General features: G+C 73.8%; 14 protein-coding genes. 10 read left to right on the top strand and 4 right to left on the bottom strand.

The window, feature by feature from the left end; genetic code table 11:
- Positions 1-120: 120 nt before the first annotated feature.
- The 8 genes from ACFVN3_RS03870 (at position 121) to ACFVN3_RS03835 (ending at position 10,237) form a co-directional block, all read left to right on the top strand.
- Positions 121-2,688: an ATP-dependent Clp protease ATP-binding subunit gene (locus ACFVN3_RS03870; RefSeq protein WP_053369871.1), complete on the top strand. Its 2,568-nt coding sequence runs from the start codon at positions 121-123 to the stop codon at positions 2,686-2,688.
- A gap of 552 nt (positions 2,689-3,240) precedes the next feature.
- Entirely contained in the window at positions 3,241-4,386 is a 1,146-nt protein-coding gene (locus tag ACFVN3_RS03865) for an ABC transporter substrate-binding protein (protein ID WP_378230765.1), read from the top strand.
- Entirely contained in the window at positions 4,383-5,246 is an 864-nt protein-coding gene (locus ACFVN3_RS03860) for an ABC transporter permease (RefSeq protein ID WP_378230764.1), read from the top strand. The genes ACFVN3_RS03865 and ACFVN3_RS03860 overlap by 4 nt, the downstream gene beginning before the upstream one ends.
- Positions 5,222-6,037: an ABC transporter ATP-binding protein gene (locus tag ACFVN3_RS03855; protein ID WP_378230763.1), complete on the top strand. Its 816-nt coding sequence runs from the start codon at positions 5,222-5,224 to the stop codon at positions 6,035-6,037. The genes ACFVN3_RS03860 and ACFVN3_RS03855 overlap by 25 nt, the downstream gene beginning before the upstream one ends.
- Positions 6,034-7,437, top strand: a complete 1,404-nt coding sequence (locus tag ACFVN3_RS03850; protein WP_378230761.1) for an LLM class flavin-dependent oxidoreductase — start codon at positions 6,034-6,036, stop codon at positions 7,435-7,437. The genes ACFVN3_RS03855 and ACFVN3_RS03850 overlap by 4 nt, the downstream gene beginning before the upstream one ends.
- Positions 7,434-8,510: an LLM class flavin-dependent oxidoreductase gene (locus tag ACFVN3_RS03845; protein ID WP_378230758.1), complete on the top strand. Its 1,077-nt coding sequence runs from the start codon at positions 7,434-7,436 to the stop codon at positions 8,508-8,510. The genes ACFVN3_RS03850 and ACFVN3_RS03845 overlap by 4 nt, the downstream gene beginning before the upstream one ends.
- A 136-nt stretch (positions 8,511-8,646) precedes the next feature.
- Complete coding sequence (locus tag ACFVN3_RS03840; protein ID WP_378230756.1) at positions 8,647-9,546, top strand: methyltransferase; 900 nt, start codon at positions 8,647-8,649, stop codon at positions 9,544-9,546.
- A 142-nt stretch (positions 9,547-9,688) separates the two neighbouring features.
- A complete protein-coding gene (locus tag ACFVN3_RS03835) occupies positions 9,689-10,237 on the top strand; it encodes a hypothetical protein (RefSeq protein ID WP_378230754.1) in 549 nt (182 codons plus the stop codon).
- 3 nt (positions 10,238-10,240) lie between these two features.
- Here the strand turns inward: ACFVN3_RS03835 and ACFVN3_RS03830 are convergent, their stop codons facing one another.
- Positions 10,241-10,954: a uridine kinase gene (locus ACFVN3_RS03830; protein WP_378230751.1), complete on the bottom strand. Its 714-nt coding sequence runs from the start codon at positions 10,952-10,954 to the stop codon at positions 10,241-10,243.
- A gap of 205 nt (positions 10,955-11,159) precedes the next feature.
- Here ACFVN3_RS03830 and ACFVN3_RS03825 point away from each other — a divergent pair, with 205 nt between their 5' ends.
- Positions 11,160-11,831, top strand: a complete 672-nt coding sequence (locus tag ACFVN3_RS03825) for an NUDIX hydrolase (RefSeq protein WP_378230749.1) — start codon at positions 11,160-11,162, stop codon at positions 11,829-11,831.
- Between the two features lie 85 nt (positions 11,832-11,916).
- Here ACFVN3_RS03825 and ACFVN3_RS03820 read toward each other — a convergent pair whose 3' ends face one another.
- From ACFVN3_RS03820 to ACFVN3_RS03810, 3 genes are all read right to left on the bottom strand, one after another.
- Complete coding sequence (locus ACFVN3_RS03820) at positions 11,917-12,579, bottom strand: lactate utilization protein C (RefSeq protein ID WP_378230747.1); 663 nt, start codon at positions 12,577-12,579, stop codon at positions 11,917-11,919.
- Positions 12,576-14,174 (bottom strand): LutB/LldF family L-lactate oxidation iron-sulfur protein, encoded by a 1,599-nt coding sequence (locus tag ACFVN3_RS03815; RefSeq protein WP_378231377.1) that lies wholly within the window; start codon positions 14,172-14,174, stop codon positions 12,576-12,578. The genes ACFVN3_RS03820 and ACFVN3_RS03815 overlap by 4 nt, the downstream gene beginning before the upstream one ends.
- A 146-nt stretch (positions 14,175-14,320) precedes the next feature.
- A complete protein-coding gene (locus ACFVN3_RS03810; RefSeq protein ID WP_378230745.1) occupies positions 14,321-15,115 on the bottom strand; it encodes a (Fe-S)-binding protein in 795 nt (264 codons plus the stop codon).
- Positions 15,116-15,290: 175 nt separating this feature from the next.
- Here ACFVN3_RS03810 and ACFVN3_RS03805 point away from each other — a divergent pair, with 175 nt between their 5' ends.
- A complete protein-coding gene (locus tag ACFVN3_RS03805) occupies positions 15,291-16,034 on the top strand; it encodes a FadR/GntR family transcriptional regulator (protein ID WP_378230743.1) in 744 nt (247 codons plus the stop codon).
- The last annotated feature ends 18 nt before the right edge of the window (positions 16,035-16,052 follow it).

The raw sequence follows: 16,052 nt of genomic DNA, 5'->3' as shown, positions 1-16,052 counted from the left end.
CCCTGGCGAACAACGGCATACGGAGGGGGTGCGGCTCGTTCGAACCGCATAGAGTCAATGCGGTCAGGCTTGTACCCGTCGTCCGGCGGGCAGGTGTACGCCGCTCACGAGGAGCAGCACATGTTCGAGAGATTCACAGACCGAGCCCGTCGGGTCGTCGTCCTTGCCCAAGAAGAGGCACGGATGCTCAACCACAACTACATCGGCACCGAGCACATCCTCCTCGGCCTCATCCACGAGGGCGAGGGTGTCGCGGCCAAGGCGCTGGAGTCCCTCGGGATCTCCCTCGACGGCGTCCGCACCCAGGTGACCGAGATCATCGGCGAGGGCCAGCAGGCCCCGAGCGGGCACATCCCGTTCACGCCGCGTGCCAAGAAGGTGCTCGAGCTGTCGCTGCGCGAGGCGCTCCAGCTCGGCCACAACTACATCGGCACCGAGCACATCCTGCTCGGCCTCATCCGTGAGGGCGAGGGCGTCGCCGCCCAGGTCCTGACCAAGATGGGCGCCGACCTCAACAAGGTGCGCCAGCAGGTCATCCAGCTCCTGTCCGGCTACCAGGGCAAGGAGCCCGTCGCCGCGGGCGGCCCCGCCGAGGGCCAGCCGTCGGGGTCGGCCGTGCTCGACCAGTTCGGGCGCAACCTCACCCAGGCCGCGCGCGAGGGCAAGCTCGACCCGGTCATCGGGCGCAGCCTCGAGATCGAGCGCGTCATGCAGGTGCTCAGCCGCCGCACCAAGAACAACCCGGTGCTGATCGGCGAGCCCGGCGTCGGCAAGACCGCCGTCGTCGAGGGCCTGGCGCAGGACATCGTGCGCGGCGACGTGCCCGAGACGCTCAAGGACAAGCAGCTCTACACGCTCGACCTCGGCGCGCTCGTGGCCGGCTCGCGCTACCGCGGTGACTTCGAGGAGCGCCTCAAGAAGGTGCTGAAGGAGATCCGCACGCGCGGCGACATCATCCTGTTCATCGACGAGATCCACACCCTCGTCGGGGCTGGTGCCGCCGAGGGCGCGATCGACGCAGCGAGCATCCTCAAGCCGATGCTCGCGCGCGGCGAGCTCCAGACCATCGGCGCGACGACGCTCGACGAGTACCGCAAGCACGTCGAGAAGGACCCGGCCCTGGAGCGCCGCTTCCAGCCGATCCAGGTCGCCGAGCCGTCGCTCAACCACGCGATCGAGATCCTCAAGGGCCTGCGCGACCGCTACGAGGCGCACCACCGCGTGTCCATCACGGACTCCGCGCTCGTCTCCGCGGCCACGCTCGCGGACCGGTACATCAACGACCGGTTCCTCCCGGACAAGGCGATCGACCTCATCGACGAGGCGGGCGCGCGCCTGCGCATCCGCCGCATGACGGCCCCGCCGGAGCTCAAGGAGCTCGACGAGGAGATCGCCGAGGCGCGTCGCGAGAAGGAGTCCGCGATCGACGCGCAGGACTTCGAGAAGGCCGCGGGCCTGCGCGACAAGGAGAAGCAGCTCACCGCGAAGCGTGCCGACAAGGAGAAGGCGTGGAAGTCCGGTGACCTGGACACCGTCGCCGAGGTGGACGAGGAGCTGATCGCCGAGGTCCTGGCCATGGCCACGGGCATCCCGGTCTTCAAGCTCACCGAGGAGGAGTCCAGCCGCCTGCTGCACATGGAGGACGAGCTGCACAAGCGCGTCGTCGGCCAGGAGGCCGCGATCAAGGCGCTGTCGCAGGCCATCCGCCGCACGCGTGCGGGCCTCAAGGACCCCAAGCGCCCCGGCGGGTCGTTCATCTTCGCCGGCCCGACCGGCGTCGGGAAGACCGAGCTGGCCAAGGCGCTCGCCGAGTTCCTCTTCGGGGACGAGGACGCGCTCATCCAGCTCGACATGTCGGAGTTCTCCGAGAAGCACACCGTCTCGCGGCTGTTCGGCTCGCCCCCCGGCTACGTCGGGTACGACGAGGGTGGACAGCTCACCGAGAAGGTGCGGCGCAAGCCGTTCTCGGTCGTGCTGTTCGACGAGGTGGAGAAGGCCCACGCCGACATCTTCAACTCGCTCCTGCAGATCCTCGAAGACGGTCGCCTGACCGACTCGCAGGGCCGCGTCGTGGACTTCAAGAACACCGTCATCATCATGACGACCAACCTCGGCACGCGGGACATCGCCAAGGGCGTCCAGACCGGCTTCAACGCCGGCGGCGACCTGGTCACGTCCTACGAGCGCATGAAGGCGAAGGTCAACGACGAGCTCAAGCAGCACTTCCGGCCCGAGTTCCTCAACCGCGTCGACGACGTGGTGGTCTTCCCGCAGCTCTCGCAGGCCGAGATCATCCAGATCGTCGACCTGATGATCGCCCGTCTCGACGCCCGCCTGAGGGACAAGGACATGGGCATCGAGCTCACCCCGGCGGCGAAGGTCCTGCTCGCCGAGAAGGGCTACGACCCGGTCCTGGGTGCTCGTCCGCTGCGCCGCGCGATCCAGCGCGACATCGAGGACGTGCTCTCCGAGAAGATCCTGTTCGGCGAGCTCAAGGCCGGCGAGATCGTCCTGGTGGACGCCGACGGCGAGGGCCTGCTCGGGGAGTTCACCTTCCGGGGTGTCTCCAAGGGCGAGCACGACCGCGGCCCGGTGAGCGTGGGCGCGGCTGCCGCGCTCGACGCCCCCACCGGCGTCTCGGTCCGCGACCTGCCCCCGACGGGCGAGCTGCAGGCCGGCGCTGAGTGAGTGGTGTGATCCGCTCCTGAGAGCCTGACGACGTCTGCCCAACGGCAGCGCCTGACACACGGGCCCCGATCCTCCTCCGGGAGGGTCGGGGCCCGTCGTCGTCCCGCCGGGGGAGAGCCGGGGCCCCGCGAGGTAGAACGAGCGGTCGCGAGGTAGAGCTCGGCGCGTCCTACCTCGCGACCGGTGGTTCTACCTCGCCGTCGAGGAGTCGACGCCGTTGCACGGCGTTACGTTCGTCCTCCTCGTGGGACGGGGCGCGATGCTCCTTTCCGGGTGGTGCGGGTGCTGGCACAGTCGCCCGCATGCAGACGACACCGGGGGGCCTTGTCGCCGTCCCCGCCGCCGACGCCGGGCACGTGCCCGGCCTCGTGTGTCGTCGCGCGACCGACTCGCGGGCGTGTCGCCGCGCCGCGTGTCGTCCGACCCCGTGCCGCTGAGCACGTCGACGCACTGACCGACGGCCGCCCCGGCCGCCGTCGGGCCCGTTCACCACTTCACCTCCCGCGCGCGGCTTCCGCATGCCCCCGTGCGCTCTCCCCGAGAGGACTCGCCATGCCCGCACACCCGCTCGTTCCTCCCTCCGCACCGCCCGGCCGCGCGTCGGGCCGTCCGTCGGGTCGTCGCAGCGCGACCGCCGTCGCGCTCGGCCTCGTCGCGCTGCTCGCGACGGGTGCGTGCGGCGCCGCGCAGGCCTCCGGCGGCACGGACCCGGCCGACGGCGCGGCCCTCGCCGCCGACGCCGACCTGCCCACCGACGTGCCCGCGGGCACGGTCCTGCGCATCGGCGACCCGACGACGCAGAAGGCGTTCGAGCTGGCCGGCGACGACCTCGACAGCGACTTCTCGTTCGAGGTCGAGTGGGCCAACATCTCCGGCGGCCCCGCGACGACCGAGGCGTTCCGCGCGGGTTCGCTCGATGTCGGCGCGGTGGCCGAGATCCCGCCGATCCACGCGACGTGGACGGGCCTGGACGTGCAGATCTACGCGTCGATCTACCGCGAGAACTGGGAGGACGCGCCGATCTACGAGTTCGCGGGCGCGCCGGGCGTCGAGCTCGACTCGCTCGAGGACTTCCGCGGCCACCGCATCGCGTTCAGCCCGGGCCAGGCGCAGGGCGCGATCGTGCTCAAGGCGCTCCAGGAGGCCGGCCTCACGCAGGACGACGTCGAGCTGGTCGAGCTGCCGAGCACGGGTGACGTGTACTCGACGGCGCTCGCCGCGGGCGAGGTCGACATCGCCCCGCTGGGCGGCACGCAGCTCTTCCGCTACCTGGCCACGTACGAGGCCGACGGCGCGACGTCGGTCAAGCACCACCTGCGCGACGACGCCTCGCACCTCTACGGCCCGACGGAGGTCGTCGAGGACCCGGCCCGGGCCGCGGCGCTGCGCGAGTACGTCGCCGCGTGGGCGGCGGCGAAGGTCTGGATCGACGAGCACCCCGAGGAGTGGAAGCAGGGGTACTACATCGAGGACCAGGGCCTGAGCGAGGAGGACGCGCAGTACCTCATCGACCACGCGCCGGTCCCGGACATCCCGTCCGACCTCACCGAGGGCATCGAGCGCACGCAGGCGACGATCGACCTGCTCGCGACCGAGCTCGACCAGGAGCCGTTCGACGCGACCGACCTCTTCGACGAGCGCTTCGGCCCGGTCGCGGGCGAGGCCGCGGCGGCGGCGCGCGACGGGGGCACGCAGTGAGCGCGGCGGTCGTCGACCGGGTGGACCTCGCGGTCCCGAGGCTCGACGACGCACCTGCGGTCACCACGGACGTCCGGCCCCGCGGTACGCGCCTGGGGCTGGGACGACCGATCCCGCTCGCCGCGCTCGTCGGCGTGACGCTCCTCGCGGGCGTCTGGTCGGTCGGGTCCGCGACGGGGCTCATCGACCCGCGCGTGCTCTCCGCGCCGTGGACCGTCGTCACGACGGGGGCGGAGCTCGTCGCGAACGGCAAGCTCGGCGCACACCTCGGGGTGTCCCTGACGCGGGCCGCGCTCGGGCTCGCGTTCGGCATCGTCGCGGGCGTCGTGCTCGCGCTCGCCGCCGGGCTGAGCCGGGTCGGCGACGCCGTGCTCGACGGCCCGATCCAGGTCAAGCGCGCCATCCCCAACCTCGCGCTCCTGCCGCTGCTCATCCTGTGGTTCGGGATCGGCGAGGAGATGAAGGTCATCACGATCGCGCTCGGGGTGTTCATCCCGATCTACCTGCACACGCACAACGGGCTGCGGGCCATCGACAGCCGCTACGTCGAGCTCGCCGAGACGGTGCAGCTCTCGCGCTGGCAGTTCGTGCGCCGCGTGATCCTGCCCGGCGCGCTGCCCGGGTTCTTCCTCGGGCTGCGGTTCGCGGTCACGGGGTCGATGCTCGCGCTCGTCGTCGTCGAGCAGGTCAACGCGACGGCCGGCATCGGCTACATGATGGAGCTCGCGCGGACGTACGGGCAGACGGAGATCATCCTCGTCGGCCTCGTGGTCTACGGCGTGCTGGGCTACTCCGCGGACCTCGCCGTCCGCATCCTCCAGAGGAGGGTGCTGTCGTGGCGGCGCACGCTGGAGGACTGACCGCGGCGTCGGGCACGGTGGACGAGCGCCCAACGACGGACGGCGCGGCCGTGCGGGTCCGCTCGCTCGTGCGGTCGTACGGGGAGAAGCGGATCCTCGACGACCTCGACCTCACCGTGGACGACGGCGAGTTCGTCGCGATCCTCGGCCGTTCGGGCTCGGGCAAGAGCACGCTCCTGCGTGCGCTCGCCGCGCTCGACCACGGCGTCGACGGCTCGGGCGAGGTCGTCGTGCCGGACCAGGTGTCCGTCGTCTTCCAGGACTCGCGGCTGCTGCCGTGGGCGCGGGTGCTGGACAACGTCGTGCTCGGGCTCGACGCCGGGGCGCGCGGCCGGAGCGCGGCGCGGGACGCGGGCCGGGCGAGCCTTGCGGAGGTGGGGCTCGCCGGGCGCGAGCGCGCGTGGCCCAACGAGCTCTCGGGCGGCGAGCAGCAGCGCGTGTCGCTCGCCCGTTCCCTGGTGCGCTCCCCGCGGCTCCTGCTCGCCGACGAGCCGTTCGGCGCGCTCGACGCCCTGACCCGCATCCGCATGCACGCGCTGCTGCGCGACCTGTGCGCGCGGCACCGCCCCGCCGTCCTGCTCGTGACGCACGACGTGGACGAGGCGATCGTCCTCGCGGACCGCGTCGTCGTCCTCGACGAGGGACGCATCGCGGCCGAGCGCCGCATCGACCAGAGCTACCGCCCCGGCGAGGCGCGCGACCCCGCCGACCCACGCTTCTCCCGGCTGCGCACCGAGCTGCTCGACGCGCTCGGCGTGGTCCGGGACGACAGGAAGGACACCGCCGCATGACGCGCTACGACCCCACGGGCCACCGCCCCGGCCGCCTGCACCTCAACGCGTTCCTCATGAGCACGGGCCACCACGAGGCGTCGTGGCGGCTGCCCGAGAGCGACCCGTCGTGGACGTCGACGAACATCGCGCACCTGCAGCGCCTCGCGCAGGTCGCGGAGGCCGGGAAGCTCGACTCGATCTTCTTCGCCGACGGGCCGGGGCTGCGGTCCGACGTCGGACGCCGTCCGGCCGGGTCGCTCGACCCGCTCATCGTGCTCACGGCGATCGCGACCGTGACCGAGCACATCGGCCTCATCGCGACGGCGTCGACGACGTACAACTCGCCGTACAACCTCGCGCGGCGGTTCGCGTCGATCGACCACGTCTCCGGTGGCCGGGCCGGGTGGAACGTCGTGACGACGGCGGGGCCGGACATCGCGCGCAACTTCGGCCTCGACGACCAGCCCGCCCACGCGGTCCGGTACGAGCGCGCGGCGGAGTTCCTCGACGTCGCGTTCCGGCTCTGGGACTCGTGGGAAGACGACGCGGTGCTCGCGGACAAGGCTGCGGGCGTGTGGGCGGACCCGGCCAAGATCCACGCCCCCGCGCACGTCGGCACGCACTTCTCCGTGCACGGCGCCCTCACGACGCCGCGCTCGCCGCAGGCACGGCCGCTCGTCGTGCAGGCCGGGTCGTCCGAGGACGGCAAGGGCCTTGCCGCGCGCTACGCCGAGGCGGTGTTCACCGCGCACCAGACGCTCGACGACGCCCAGGCGTTCTACCGCGACCTCAAGGCCCGGGCGGTCGCCGTCGGCCGCGACCCGGGCACGGTGAAGATCCTGCCGGGCATCGTCCCCGTCATCGGGTCCACCGAGGCCGAGGCGCTCGCCCAGGAGCGCGAGCTCGACGAGCTCATCGTCCCGGAGTACGCGCGCGCCCAGCTCGCGAAGACGCTGCGCCTCGCCCCCGAGGACCTGCCGCTCGATCGCGAGCTGCCCGCCGACCTTCCGTCCGAGGACGAGATCGAGGGGGCCAAGAGCCGGTACACGCTGATCGTCGAGCTCGCGCGCCGCGAGCGGCTCACGGTGCGCCAGCTCATCGGGCGGCTCGGCGGCGGGCGCGGGCACCGCACGTTCGCGGGCACCCCCGAGCAGGTCGCCGACGCCATCCAGGACTGGTACGACGCCGAGGCCGCCGACGGGTTCAACATCATGCCTGCGGTGCTGCCGTCGGGGCTCGAGCAGTTCGTCGAGCACGTGCTGCCCGTGCTGCGCGAGCGCGGCCTGTTCCGCGAGGAGTACGAGGGCCGCACGCTGCGCGAGCACTACGGCCTCGAACGGCCGGCGAACCGGTACGCGGCCGACGCGGGCACGACGTCCGACGGCGACGCGCGAGTGCTCGAGGGGGCCCTCGCGTGAGCGCCGAGCACCTCTGGTACGTCCCGAACCAGGTCCGTCCGGGCCACCGCGGGGACGACGCGGTGGCAGGCCACAACAGCCTCGACACCCTGACGAGCCACGCGCACGCGCTGGAACGCCACGGGTTCGCGGGGGCGCTGCTCGGGACGAGCTGGGGGCGTCCCGACACGTTCACGGTCGCGACGGCGCTCGCGGCCCGCACCACGACGTTCGAGCCGCTCGTCGCGATCCGGCCCGGGTTCTGGCGGCCCGCGCACTTCGCGTCCGCTGCCGCGACGCTGGACCACCTCAGCGGCGGCCGGCTGCGCGTCAACATCGTGTCCGGCACCGACGGGCAGGAGGCGTACGGCGACGGCGAGGCGGACCCGGCGCACCGATATGCGCGCACGCGGGAGTTCCTCCAGATCGTGCGCCGCCTGTGGACGCAGGAGGAGGTCACGTACGCCGGCGAGCACTTCTCGGTGACCGGGGCACGGCTGGGGCCGCGCCCCGTGGCGCGCGAGGGGCGCCTGCACCCGCGGATCTACTTCGGCGGCGCGTCGGAGGCGGCGGAGCGGGTCGCCGCGACCGAGGCGGACGTCCAGCTCTTCTGGGGCGAGCCGCTCGACGGGATCGCGGAGCGCATCGACCGCCTCGAGCGGTTGAGCGCCGAGCTCGGGCGCGAGCACTCCCCGCTCGAGTTCGGGCTGCGAATCACGACGTTCGTCCGCGACACCACCGAGGAGGCGTGGGCCGACGCCGAGGCGAAGGTCGCGGAGCTGGCCGCACGGTCGCAGGAGGGCGAGGCGTGGTCTGCCCGCGACCGGGGGCGGCGCACGGCCGTCGGGCAGCAGCGCCTGCTCGACCTCGCGGCGCGAGGCGAGGTGCTCGACGACAACCTGTGGACGACGCCCGGCCGGTTCGGCGGCGGGGGAGCGGGCACGACGTGGCTGGTCGGGTCCGCGGAGGACGTCGCGAAGTCGCTGCGGCGCTACCAGGACCTCGGCGTCACCCACTTCGTGCTCTCCGACACCCCGTACCTGCGCGAGATCGAACGCCAGGGCAGCCGGCTCCTCCCGCTCCTGCGGGACTGAACGGCGCACCGCCCAGATCGACCTGTGCGTCTGAGATCGGCCCTCAGGAGGCCGATCTCGCGACGCACGGGTCGATCTCGTGGCGGTAGGGCGACTTCCGCGCGGAGGCGGCGCCTCCCGGAGTAGCGTCCGGGAGGTGGACCAGAGCCGGCTCGACGACCTCACTGCCCGCCTGCGCGCCGCCGGGTGCGTCTTCGCGGAGGACGAGGCCGCGCACCTCGCCGAACGGGCCGACGACGACGCGCACCTCGAAGCGCTCGTCGCGCGCCGCGTCGCGGGCGAACCGCTCGAGCACGTGCTCGGGTACGTCGACTTCCACGGGCTCCGCGTCGCCGTCGACCCCGGGGTCTTCGTCCCGCGCCAGCGCACCATGCTGCTCGTCGACGAGGCGGTCGCGCTCGGGCGCCGGACCGCGGGTGCGGTCGCGCTGCGCGACGACGTGCCGGATGACGTGCCCGACGACGGGCCGGACGACGCGCCCGACGAGGCGCCGGACGGCGGCCCGGAGGGCTCGCCGGTGGTCGTGGTCGACCTGTGCTGCGGTGCGGGGGCGCTCGGGCTCGCGACCGCGACGGACCTGGGCGGCGCGGCCGACGTCGAGCTGCACGCGTGCGACGTGGACCCGGCCGCGGTCGCGTGCGCCGGGCGGAACGTCGCGGCCGTCGGCGGGACCGCGTACGAGGGCGACCTCTTCGAGCCGCTGCCCGTCGCGCTCCGGGGAAGGGTCGACCTCCTGCTCGCCAACGTGCCGTACGTCCCGACGGGCGAGATCCCGCTCCTGCCGCGCGAGGCGCGCGACCACGAGGCCCACGTCGCGCTCGACGGCGGGGGCGACGGGCTGGAGGTGCTGCGCCGGGTGGCGACCGAGGCACCGGAGTGGCTCGTGCCCGGTGGTCACCTGCTCACCGAGTCGGGCGAGCGGCAGTCGGCGGGCGCCGTCGCGGTGCTCGAACACGCCGGGCTGGTCGCGCGCGTCGTCCGTGACGAGGAGATCGGCGCGACGATCGTGATCGGGACGCATCCGGTCGAGCCGTGAGCGGCGGGCCCCGGAGCCGCGAGGAGCCGGGGCCGTCTCTCCCTTCTTGGCGGGCCGGGCCGAGAGGCGCGTCGACCCCTGTGCAAGGATCCGGGCACGGGCGACACATCACGGACGAGGGCGTGCGCGGAAGGGGGCGGCCGTGAGAGACCGACCGGGCAGAGGACGGATCCGCGACCTCGCCGGGTCGAGCGCGCTCGTCGCGGTGCTCGCCGCGTGCGGGGTCGACCCAGGAGGCTGGACCACCGAGTGCGCGCTGGTCCTGCACTCGTCCCGTCTCGAGGTCCGGCTCGACGACTCCTGGTCGGACCCGGACGAGTACGGCGTCGCCGTGAGCTGCGTCGGCACCGCCGAGTCGTGCGGGCTGGTCCGGGACGGGACGATCCGGCTCGTGCCCGCGCCGGAACCCACCACGGTCCCACCTGGTCCGAACGACCGGCCGGAGCCCGTCGAGCCTGCGCCCGAGCCGACCGGGCCCGACGTGCCGGAGGAGCCGTCGGCGGGCGCCTGGACGGGCTCCGCGCTCGACGGACCCGTCGAGACGATCCGGGTGCGCGTGGTCGACCTCAGGTCGGGCGACGTCGTCATCGAGCACGAGGTCCAGCCGGAGTGGCATGCGTCGGGCGACGAGGTTCCCGAGTGCGGCGGGCCGTCGGTCGCGGAGGTCGAGGTCTCGTCCCCGCGGACCTGAGGCCTACGCCGATGCGGGGCGCAGGAGCGCGCGGATCTCCTTCTCGGCCTGCGCGGGCGTGAGCGCGCGGCAGCCGAGCGACTCCCAGTGCCGCACGAAGCCCGGCTCGGCCCGTAGCAGCGCCCACCCGCGCCGGAACAGCGTGAGCGGCGGCTTGCGCATCTCCGCGAGGTCGCGCAGGAGGCGGAACCAGAACGTCACCAGACGGTTGCGGCGCAGGCAGATCGCGTCGGCGAGCACGTCCTCGGCGCGCAGCGCGGCGACGATCTCCGCCGCGAAGATGCCCTCCGCGAGCACGACACGCGAACCCGTGACATCGAGGTGGGTCATCCCCGTGCGCGTCGACGTCGGGATGTCGTAGACCGGTACGTCCGCGTGCCCTGTGCGCGCCAGGTCCTCGAGCGCCGCGACGGCACCCGTGGCGTCCCACGAGCGGGGGTCGTCCCAGTCGACGATGCCGAACCGTTGCGGCAGGTCGGGGTGGTCGTGGTCGAGGTAGAAGTCGTCGAGCGCGACGACCGGGAGGCCGAGGCGCCGCGTGAGCGACGTCTTGCCCGAGCCGGACGCGCCCGTGAGGAGCACGATGCGCGTCGGCACCTCGCGCGAGCCCGGCGGGAGGTCGAAGAGGGCGGCGTCCGCACCCGAGCCGGCGGTCTCCGGGTCGGGACCGGGGCCGGCCTCGACCGGGAGTCCGTCGTGGTGCTGAGGGTCGCTCACGGGACACCATTCTCGCAGCGCGGGGAACCCGGCGCCCCCACGGAGCTCGCCCTCGCCACCGGGCGACGCGCTCCCGGTCGGGCGACGCACTCCGCGGTGCATCGCTCGCACGCCAGTGCATCGTTCGCGCGACGGTGCACCGGTCGCAGACGGTGGACGGCCGTCACGTGCGGGTGAGCGCACCCGGCCCGCGTAGCCTTCCCCGGTGACCGCTCTCGACGCCGCCGCCCTGCTCGCCCGTGACGCCCTCGCCCGCCTCGACCGGTGGGAGCCAGTCAACGGGGAGCAGACGGCGCTCGCCGCCGAGTACCGCGCGTTCCTCCGCGGCGACGGCGGCACCGGCGCACGTGCCGACGCCGTCCGGCGCGACGGCGGACCGCAGCACCTCACGGCGAGCTGCTTCGTGCTCAGCCCGGACCTGGACCGCGTGCTGCTCTGCTTCCACCGCAAGGGCCAGTTCTGGGTCCAGGTGGGAGGGCACACCGAGCCGGGCGACACGACGCTCGCCGGGTCTGCCTACCGCGAGGCGCGCGAGGAGAGCGGGATCGCCGGCCTCGTCCCGTTCGACCCGGACCCGGACCCGTCCGCCGGCACCCGCACCGGCCTCCGCGCCGACGCGGTGCCTGCCGCCCCGGTCGACGTGCACCGGCACGACCTCGCCGCCGCGTTCGGGACGTGCCGCACGCACTGGGACGTCGGGTTCGTCGCGTTCGCCGACCCCGAGGCGCGGACTGCCGTGAGCGACGAGAGCGAGGACGTGGCCTGGTTCCCGGTCGACGCCCTGCCGGCCGGCACGCCGGACGACTTCCCGGTCCGCCTGGCGACCGTCCTCGCGGAGGTGCGCCACCGCCGTCGGGCAGGACTCCCCGCGAGGTAGAACGCTGGTCACGCGAGGTAGAACCGTGGTCACGACCAGGGTTCTACCTCGCGCCACCACGGTTCTACCTCGCGCGACCAGGGTTCTACCTCGGCGGGGCGAGGATCACGTGGAGCGTGCGCGGGCCGTGGACGCCCTCGACACGCGAGAGCTCGATGTCGCTCGTCGCGCTGGGGCCGCTGATCCACGTCTGCGGTCGCTCCGGGTGTGCGGCGAGCAGCCGCACGGCCTCCGGGACCGTCCCCACGACCTGGTCGGTGCGCACCACGCACACATGCAGGTCGGGGACGAGCGTGATCGCGCGGCGCCCCTGGTCGGGCTCGCCGTCGAGCACGATCGTCCCGGTGTCGGCGATCGCGACGCGCGCCGCGGTGACGACGGCATCCACCTGATCGAGTTTGTCGGGAGTGCGCGGGTCGTCGCGTGCGTCGGGCACGACGGCGGTCCCGGCGCCCAGCGCGCCCAGCCACGCGGTGTCGAGCTCGGGCGGCACGACGACGGACGTGGCGTCCGCGAGCAGGTCGCCTACGATCGCCGCCACCTCGCCGGGGGTGGCGGCCACGTGCACGTGGGCCCGGTAGTCGACGAGCCGGTCGACCAGGACGTCCACCGCCTCCGGCGACCCCGGCGCGAGGTCGCCGCGCTCGCGGTACGCCCGCGGGACGGAGCCGGACGCCGCTGAGCCGGTCGTCGTCGACCCGCCGAGCGCGGCGCGCACGCGGGCGAGGACGTCGTCGCGCGCGCTCATCGGCCCTCACCCCCGTCGCCGAACCCTGGATCGTTCCCCAGCGAGGTCTCATCCTGAGGAGTGATCCCGGGTTCGGCGAGCCCTGGCTCGTTCCTCTCCGCAGCCCGATCCTGGGGAGGGATCCCGGGGTCGGCGGGTGGGGCGGCCGTGGGGCGGTCGCGCCACCAGTCGCGGAAGGTCTGCTTCGCCGGTGCCGGGAGGTCGCGTGAGCGGGTCCATGCGGACGCCGGCGGCGGGAGGGTCGAGATCCGGCCCTTCGGCCCCGCGACCAGGCGCCCGACGCCGGCGGCCTTCTCCGCGAGCTCGAACCGCCGCGCGTCGGACATGACGAACGAGGCCGCCTTCATCGCGGCGCCCCAGCCGGTGGGGCGGCCGCGGTCGGCGTCGACCTCGCGCGCGCGCAGCTCGACGAGGATCGACGGGATGTCGATCTTCACCGGGCACACCTCGTAGCACGCGCCGCACAGCGTGGACGCGTAGGGGAGCGAGGCGTTGGGGTCGTGGTGGCCGGACAGGCCGCCGGAGGACTTGGTGAGCTGCGGCGTGAGGATCGCGCCGATCGGGCCGGGGTACACCGACCCGTAGGCGTGGCCGCCCACGCGCTCGTACACCGGGCACACGTTGAGGCACGCGGAGCAGCGGATGCAGTGCAGCGCGGCCCGCCCGACCTCGTCGGCGAGGACGTCGGTGCGCCCGTTGTCGAGCAGCACGAGGTGGAACTCCTGTGGGCCGTCGCCGGGCGTCACGCCCGTCCACAGAGACGTGTACGGGTTCATGCGCTCGCCTGTGGACGACCGCGGCAGGAGCTGGAGGAACACCTCGAGGTCCGTGTACGTCGGCACGACCTTCTCGATCCCCATGACCGTGATGAGCGTCTCGGGGAGCGTGAGGCACATGCGCCCGTTCCCCTCGGACTCGACGACCGTCAGCGTCCCCGTGTCCGCGACGCCGAAGTTCGCGCCGCTGATCGCGACCTTCGCGGAGAGGAACTTGCGGCGCAGGTGGGCGCGCGCGGCCATCGCGAGCTCGCGCGGCACATCGGACAGGTCGGGCGGGGCGTCGCCCATGCGCGCGAGGAAGATCTCGCGGATCTCCGCGCGGTTGCGGTGGATCGCGGGGACGAGGATGTGCGACGGCATGTCGTCGGCGAGCTGGACGATGAGCTCGGCGAGGTCGGTCTCGTACGCCGCGATCCCCTCCGCGGCGAGCGCCTCGTTCAGCCCGATCTCCTGCGTCGCCATGGACTTCACCTTGACGACCTCGTCGACGCCCTTGGCCCGGACCAGGTCCGCGACGATCCGGTTCGCCTCGTCGGCGTCGCGCGCCCAGTGCACGACGCCGCCGCGCGCCACGACGTTGCGCTCCAGCTCCTCGAGGAGCTCGGGCAGGCGCGCCATGACGTCGGTCTTGATGGCGGAGCCCGCGTCGCGCAGCGCCTCCCAGTCCGGCACCTCGCCCACGACGGCGGCGCGCTTGGCCCGGATGGTCGAGGTCGCGTGCGCGAGGTTGCGGCGGAGCTGCGTGTTCTGGAGCGCCTCGCGCGCCGCGTCGGGGAAAGACCCGCCCCAGCGCAGCGGTGCGTCCGGGTGCGGCACGTCGCCGAACGCGTCCGACGCTGCCGCTGCGCCCGCCGAGGTGCCCGCCGAGGTGCCCGCCGAGGTGCCGTGCCCTTCGGGCCGGGCGACGTCGTCGGGCAGGGTGCGCGCGCCGCGCCGCACGGGCAGTCCGAGGAACGTGCGGCTCACCGGGCACCCCCGCGCGTCGACGGGCCGGTCCCGGCCGGGGTGGGCGCGTCCTTGGTGGACGCGAGGATCTCGGCGAGGTGCAGCGTGCGGACGCCCGCGCGGATGCGCGAGAGCCCGCCGCCGATGTGCATGAGGCACGACGCGTCGCCCGCGGTGAGGACCTCGGCGCCGGTGGACTTCACGTGCGTCATCTTGTCGGCGAGCATCGCGGTCGACGTCTCGGCGTTCTTCAGCGCGAACGTCCCGCCGAACCCGCAGCACGCCTCCGCCGCGGGCAGCTCGACGAGGTCGATGCCCTCGACCGCGCGCAGGAGCCGCAGCGGCTTGTCGCCCACGTGGAGCATGCGCAGCGAGTGGCACGTCGGGTGGTAGGTGACGCGGTGGGGGAAGTAGGCGCCGACGTCGGTCAGGCCCAGCACGTCGACGAGCAGCTCGGAGAGCTCGTACGTCTTCGCGGCGACCGCGTCGGCGGTGCGGGCGAGCTCGTCGAGCCCGGCGCGTCGGCACACCATGCCCTGCTGGTGCCGCACGGACCCGGTGCACGACCCGGACGGGACGACGACGGCGTCCCACTCGCCGTCGAGCACGGGGGAGAAGGCCTCGACGTGGTTGCGCACGACGGGGACGGCCTCGTCGAGGTAGCCGGTGTTGACGTGCATCTGGCCGCAGCACGCCTGGCGCTCGGGGAAGTACACCTCGTGCCCGAGGCGCTCGAGGAGGAGGGCGGTGGCGCGCGGTGCCTGGGGGAACATCACGTCGCCGATGCAGGTCGCGGTGAGGGCTATGCGCATCGTTGCTCCGGGGGAGGGCGAGTCGGTCCAGTCTCGCCGGGCCGCGTCCGTGCCGCCTGCCGAGACCTCCGCGGTGAGGCGCCGCGGCTGTGGTCTGACCACAGATCGCCCACTGTAGACCACGCGACCGAACGAGGTCTGACCACAGCGCCGCCGGGTCGCCTACCCTGGGCGGGTGCGCACCCACGAACGCGTCCTCGCCCGCATCGAGGCGGACCTCGCCGCGGGGCGCTGGGCGCTCGGCGAGCGGCTCCCGGCCGAGCGCGCGCTCGCCGAGGAGCTGGGCGTCTCGCGCCCGTCGGTCCGCGAGGCGATCCGCGTGCTGGAGGCCCTGGGCATCGTGCGCACGGCCGTCGGGTCCGGGCCCGACGCCGGGGCGACCGTCGTCGACCGGCCCGCCGCAGGCCTGGGCGCGGCCGTGCGGCTGCACGTCGCGTCGGGGGCGCTCGCCGTGCGCGACGTGGTCGAGACGCGCGTGCTCCTCGAGACCTGGGCCGCCCGCGCGGCGGCCGAGCGGGTCGTCGCCGCGCGGGACACCGGCGACCAGGGGTCCGACCCGGTGCCGGGCGCACGGGAGGTCGCCGAGGCGCTCGCCGCGGCGCGCGCGCTGCTCGACCGCATGGACGACCCGGCGCTCGCGGCCGACGGGTTCCGCGAGCTCGACGCGTCGTTCCACGTGCTGCTCGTGCGGCTCGCGGGCAACCCGCTCGTCGAGGCGGTCATGACCGGGCTGCGCGGCGCGATCGAGTCGTACGTCGCCGCGGGGAGCGCGGACCTGCCGTCCTGGGAGCGGACGGCGGCACGCCTGCGTGCCGAGCACCGCGCGGTCCTCGAGGCCGTGGCCGCGGGCGACGGCGAGCGCGCGGCGGGCGCGGTCCGCGCCCACATCGAGGACTTCTACGCGGAGACGGGCCTCTGAACCGAGCCGGCTCTCGGC

It is taken from the genome of Cellulosimicrobium sp. NPDC057862 (assembly GCF_042797035.1).
Classification (GTDB): domain Bacteria; phylum Actinomycetota; class Actinomycetes; order Actinomycetales; family Cellulomonadaceae; genus Cellulosimicrobium.
Note: the sequence above shows the minus strand (reverse complement) of the source record. Positions and strands in the feature narration are given on the sequence as shown.

Excerpts from the sequence above, each read along its gene's own strand:
- ACFVN3_RS03870 (WP_053369871.1), top strand. The coding sequence starts at position 121 with ATGTTCGAGAGATTCACAGACCGAGCCCGTCGGGTCGTCGTCCTTGCC.
- ACFVN3_RS03865 (WP_378230765.1), top strand. The coding sequence starts at position 3,241 with ATGCCCGCACACCCGCTCGTTCCTCCCTCCGCACCGCCCGGCCGCGCG.
- ACFVN3_RS03850 (WP_378230761.1), top strand. The coding sequence starts at position 6,034 with ATGACGCGCTACGACCCCACGGGCCACCGCCCCGGCCGCCTGCACCTC.
- ACFVN3_RS03820 (WP_378230747.1), bottom strand. The coding sequence starts at position 12,579 with ATGAGCGCGCGCGACGACGTCCTCGCCCGCGTGCGCGCCGCGCTCGGC.
- ACFVN3_RS03810 (WP_378230745.1), bottom strand. The coding sequence starts at position 15,115 with ATGCGCATAGCCCTCACCGCGACCTGCATCGGCGACGTGATGTTCCCC.